The organism is Devosia faecipullorum (assembly GCF_015158295.1).
In the GTDB taxonomy this organism is placed as follows: Bacteria; Pseudomonadota; Alphaproteobacteria; order Rhizobiales; family Devosiaceae; genus Devosia; species Devosia faecipullorum.
In genome coordinates this window covers 1-4,788 of the sequence record NZ_JACDXV010000015.1, presented here as the reverse complement: position 1 = coordinate 4,788, position 4,788 = coordinate 1, and the positions used below count along the sequence as shown (strand labels likewise).

The following is a 4,788-nucleotide window of genomic DNA, read 5'->3' as shown; positions in this document are numbered from 1 at the left end:
ACGACAAACCATCCAGCATCGGCGCTTGCAGCACCGCAAGCTCGCCGCATAACATCAACCCAAAGACGAGGCCGATACTCCGCTAATCCAAGACCCAAACTGCGCCAAATGATCTGACGACGGACAAGGTGCTGAGTTGGTTTTGATGTTGCCCATCAGACGACTGCCATCCACCGAGTGGCGGGGATAGCACAGGTCGCGCCGTCATAGACAAACGCGACACTATACCGCGCGCGTGTTGATGCAACATACATCTTCGCCACCGACTTAGCTACATGAGTGAGGTCTCCGGTTTTCAGCCATTTCTTAGCAAGTCCGTGCGGGTAGATCATGACGCGGTCGAACGTGAGCCCTTTCGATTCTCCAAAATTCATGACTCCGGGAAGCTCGCAGTTCGTTGCTGCGGAGTAGCGTAGAGCCTGCGGCGCGAACTGATGCATGTAGGCGTCCACGTCGGCACTTTTGACGAGGAACACGCCGTCGTGTCCTGTGATCGTGCCATTGAGTGATTTCGTTTTCGGCTCGTTCGGGAAGAAGCTGTCGCCAAGATTAGCAAGCGCCTGATTGCAGCGGTAAGTTTCGCTCTCGTAGTCAATCGAGACTAGTCCTGCCTTCTTCGGCTCTGTTGCAAAGATTGGCGGCAGTCAGAGGTAGGCTGTCGCTCTGCGCCGATCAGGCGGCTGCTGCGAAATGGTGGTTGAGCATGCCCATGGCCTCCGTCAGCGCCGAGGGCCCAATGCCAAAAGCTCTCTCCACAAGGCGCACCTCGCCCCTGATGCCGGGCTGCAGGCACCAGGGGCGAGCCTGTCCTTTGCGCAGGGCTCGCATGACTTCGAATCCCTTGATCGTGGCATAGGCCGTGGGGATCGATTTGAAACCGCGCACCGGCTTGATCAGTATCTTGAGCTTTCCGTGATCGGCCTCGATCACGTTATTGAGATACTTCACCTGCCGGTGGGCCGTCTCCCGGTCCAGCTTTCCTTCGCGCTTCAATTCGGTGATCGCTGCACCATAGCTCGGCGCTTTGTCGGTATTGAGCGTGGCAGGCTTTTCCCAGTGCTTCAGGCCTCGCAGGGCCTTGCCCAGGAACCGCTTCGCTGCCTTGGCGCTGCGGGTCGGCGACAGGTAGAAATCGATCGTGTCGCCCCGCTTGTCGACTGCCCGGTACAGGTAGGTCCACTTGCCCCGCACCTTGACGTAGGTTTCATCCAGGCGCCAGCTCGGATCAAAGCCACGCCGCCAGAACCAGCGCAGCCGCTTCTCCATCTCCGGGGCGTAGCACTGGACCCAGCGATAGATCGTCGTATGGTCGACCGAAATGCCGCGTTCCGCCAGCATTTCCTCAAGGTCGCGATAGCTGATCGGATAGCGACAATACCAGCGCACCGCCCACAGGATCACATCACCCTGGAAATGGCGCCACTTGAAATCCGTCATCGTTCCGTCCGTCCAATCTCCGCCAAGCATGCTCAAGCTTCACGATTTTTGCAACAGAGCCTGAGAGAACTATCTTCGGCCTTCACACGCACGAAAGGCGGCGAAGCTCCGCCGTTAATCCGTCCGCCGGAGATCTCGCCCAGGCAGGCTGAAGGCCGAGCAAGCCTGACAGGCCCGAAAAGCCCGGCACGGGCGTCGGCGGCGATGACGGCGGCGGCATTATCCAGGGTTGATGATGGAAGTGGAGGATATCGACAACCTCTCGCGCAACCAAGACATCGCGGTCGGACTGCAAGTGATCTTGAAGCCACGGGCCCGTCCCACCCCGACATGGACCTCGATGCCCGAACGGACGTTAGATTTCGAGTTCTAGGCGTTCTGCGATGAAGGTTGGATCCCAGCCGGGATTGAAAGTGTCGACGTGGGTGAATCCGAGCCGCTCGTATAGGCCACGCAGGTTCGGGTGGCAGTCGAGCCGCAGCTTGGCGCACCCCTGCGTTCGCGCGGCATGGCGGCAAGCCTCGATCAGCGCGGAGCTGACACCCCGGCCCGCATGTGTCCGTCGCACCGCGAGCTTGTGCAGATATGCGGCCTCCCCCTTGAGGGCGTCGGGCCAGAACTCGGGATCCTCGGCCGACAAGGTGCAACAGCCGACGATGCCGTCGCTGCAACTCGCGACTAGGAGCTCGGATCTCAGGACGAAGGTCTCCGCGAATGTCCGGTCGATCCGCGCGACGTCCCAGGCGGGCGTTCCCTTGGCGGACATCCACGCCGCAGCGTCGTGCATCAGCCGCACAACCTCGTCGATATCACCCGAGCAGGCGACCCGAACGTTCGGAGGCTCCTCGCTGTCCATTCGCTCCCCTGGCGCGGTATGAACCGCCGCCTCATAGTGCAGTTTGATCCTGACGAGCCCAGCATGTCTGCGCCCACCTTCGCGGAACCTGACCAGGGTCCGCTAGCGGGCGGCCGGAAGGTGAATGCTAGGCATGATCTAACCCTCGGTCTCTGGCGTCGCGACTGCGAAATTTCGCGAGGGTTTCCGAGAAGGTGATTGCGCTTCGCAGATCTCCAGGCGCGTGGGTGCGGACGTAGTCAGCGCCATTGCCGATCGCGTGAAGTTCCGCCGCAAGGCTCGCTGGACCCAGATCCTTTACAGGAAGGCCAACGGTGGCGCCCAAGAAGGATTTCCGCGACACCGAGACCAATAGCGGAAGCCCCAACGCCGACTTCAGCTTTTGAAGGTTCGACAGCACGTGCAGCGATGTTTCCGGTGCGGGGCTCAAGAAAAATCCCATCCCCGGATCGAGGATGAGCCGGTCGGCAGCGACCCCGCTCCGTCGCAAGGCGGAAACCCGCGCCTCGAAGAACCGCACAATCTCGTCGAGCGCGTCTTCGGGTCGAAGGTGACCGGTGCGGGTGGCGATGCCATCCCGCTGCGCTGAGTGCATAACCACCAGCCTGCAGTCCGCCTCAGCAATATCGGGATAGAGCGCAGGGTCAGGAAATCCTTGGATATCGTTCAGGTAGCCCACGCCGCGCTTGAGCGCATAGCGCTGGGTTTCCGGTTGGAAGCTGTCGATTGAAACACGGTGCATCTGATCGGACAGGGCGTCTAAGAGCGGCGCAATACGTCTGATCTCATCGGCCGGCGATACAGGCCTCGCGTCCGGATGGCTGGCGGCCGGTCCGACATCCACGACGTCTGATCCGACTCGCAGCATTTCGATCGCCGCGGTGACAGCGCCGGCGGGGTCTAGCCGCCGGCTCTCATCGAAGAAGGAGTCCTCGGTGAGATTCAGAATGCCGAACACCGTCACCATGGCGTCGGCCTCCGCAGCGACTTCCACGATGGGGATCGGGCGAGCAAAAAGGCAGCAATTATGAGCCCCATACCTACAAAGCCCCACGCATCAAGCTTTTGCCCATGAAGCAACCAGGCAATGGCTGTAATTATGACGACGCCGAGTCCCGACCAGACTGCATAAGCAACACCGACAGGGATGGATTTCAGAACCAGAGAAAGAAAATAAAATGCGATGCCATAACCGATTATGACAACGGCGGAAGGGGCAAGCTTAGTAAAGCCCTCGCTAGATTTTAATGCGGATGTTGCGATTACTTCGCCAACTATTGCGATAACAAGAAAAAGCCAGCCTTTCATGATATATCTCCCAATTTGTGTAGGGCTTATTATGCACGCTTAAAAATAATAAAAGCAGACTTGACCTGATAGTTTGGCTGTGAGCAATTATGTGCTTAGTGCATCTAACGCCGGAGTTAAGCCGCCGCGCGTAGCGCGGTCGGCTTGAACGAATTGTTAGACATCATTTACCAACTGACTTGATGATCTCGCCTTTCACAAAGCGAATAAATTCTTCCAAGTGATCTGCGCGTGAGGCCAAGTGATCTTCTTTTTGTCCCAGATAAGCTTGCTTAGCTTCAAGTAAGACGGGCTGATACTGGGCAGGTAGGCGTTTTATTGCCCAGTCGGCAGCGACATCCTTCGGCGCGATTTTGCCGGTTATTGCGCTGTACCAAATGCGGGACAACGTAAGCACTACATTTCGCTCATCGCCGGCCCAGTCGGGCTGCGAGTTCCATAGCTTCAAGGTTTCCCTCAGCGCCTCGAATAGATCCTGTTCAGGAACCGGGTCAAAGAATTCCTCCGCTGCCGGACCTACCAAGGCAACGCTATGTTCTCTTGCTTTTGTAAGCAGGATAGCTAGATCAATGTCGATCATGGCTGGCTCGAAGATACCCGCAAGAATGTCATTGCGCTGCCATTCTCCAAATTGCAGCTCGCGCTTAGCCGGATAACGCCACGGGATGATGTCGTCATGCACGACAAGGGTGACTTCTATAGCGCGGAGCGTCTCGCTCTCGCCAGGGAAAGCCGAAGCCTCCATAAGATCATTGAGCAATGCTCGCCGCGTCGTTTCATCAAGCTTTACGGCCACAGTAACCAACAAATCAATATCGCTGTATGGCTTCAGGCCGCCATCCACTGCGGAGCCGTACAAATGCACGGCCAGCAACGTTGATTCCAGATGGCGCTCAATGACGCTTAGCACCTCTGATAGTTGGTTCGAAATTTCGATGGTCACCGCTTCCCTCATGATGTCTAACTTTGTTTTAGGGCGACTGCCCTGCTGCGTAACATCGTTGCTGCTCCATAACATCAAACATCGACCCACGGCGTAACGCGCTTGCTGCTTGGATGCCCTGTCCGTCGTCAGATCATTTGGCGCAGTTTGGGTCTTGGATTAGCGGAGTATCGGCCTCGTCTTTGGGTTGATGTTATGCGGCGAGCTTGCGGTGCTGCAAGCGCCGATGCTGGATGGTTTGTCG

General features: G+C 57.8%; 6 protein-coding genes. All 6 read right to left on the bottom strand.

Translation table 11 applies throughout. The annotated features are described in order from the left end of the window. Window positions 1-155 precede the first annotated feature (155 nt). Window positions 156-476, bottom strand: a complete 321-nt coding sequence (locus H0482_RS16370; RefSeq protein WP_210319217.1) for a hypothetical protein — start codon at window positions 474-476, stop codon at window positions 156-158. A gap of 196 nt (window positions 477-672) precedes the next feature. Continuing rightward, window positions 673-1,437, bottom strand: coding sequence for an IS6-like element IS6100 family transposase (locus H0482_RS16365; protein ID WP_001389365.1), 765 nt, complete (start codon window positions 1,435-1,437; stop codon window positions 673-675). Window positions 1,438-1,792: 355 nt separating this feature from the next. Continuing rightward, window positions 1,793-2,293 carry a GNAT family N-acetyltransferase gene (locus H0482_RS16360; protein WP_000376623.1) on the bottom strand — a complete coding sequence of 167 codons (501 nt, stop codon included), beginning with the start codon at window positions 2,291-2,293 and terminating at the stop codon, window positions 1,793-1,795. Between the two features lie 127 nt (window positions 2,294-2,420). Next, window positions 2,421-3,260: a sulfonamide-resistant dihydropteroate synthase Sul1 gene (sul1, locus tag H0482_RS16355; protein ID WP_000259031.1), complete on the bottom strand. Its 840-nt coding sequence runs from the start codon at window positions 3,258-3,260 to the stop codon at window positions 2,421-2,423. Continuing rightward, complete coding sequence (locus H0482_RS16350) at window positions 3,254-3,601, bottom strand: quaternary ammonium compound efflux SMR transporter QacE delta 1 (RefSeq protein ID WP_000679427.1); 348 nt, start codon at window positions 3,599-3,601, stop codon at window positions 3,254-3,256. Before H0482_RS16350 ends, sul1 begins: the two co-directional genes overlap by 7 nt. 163 nt (window positions 3,602-3,764) lie before the next feature. After that, a complete protein-coding gene (locus tag H0482_RS16345) occupies window positions 3,765-4,556 on the bottom strand; it encodes an ANT(3'')-Ia family aminoglycoside nucleotidyltransferase AadA2 (protein WP_001206356.1) in 792 nt (263 codons plus the stop codon). Window positions 4,557-4,788 lie beyond the last annotated feature (232 nt).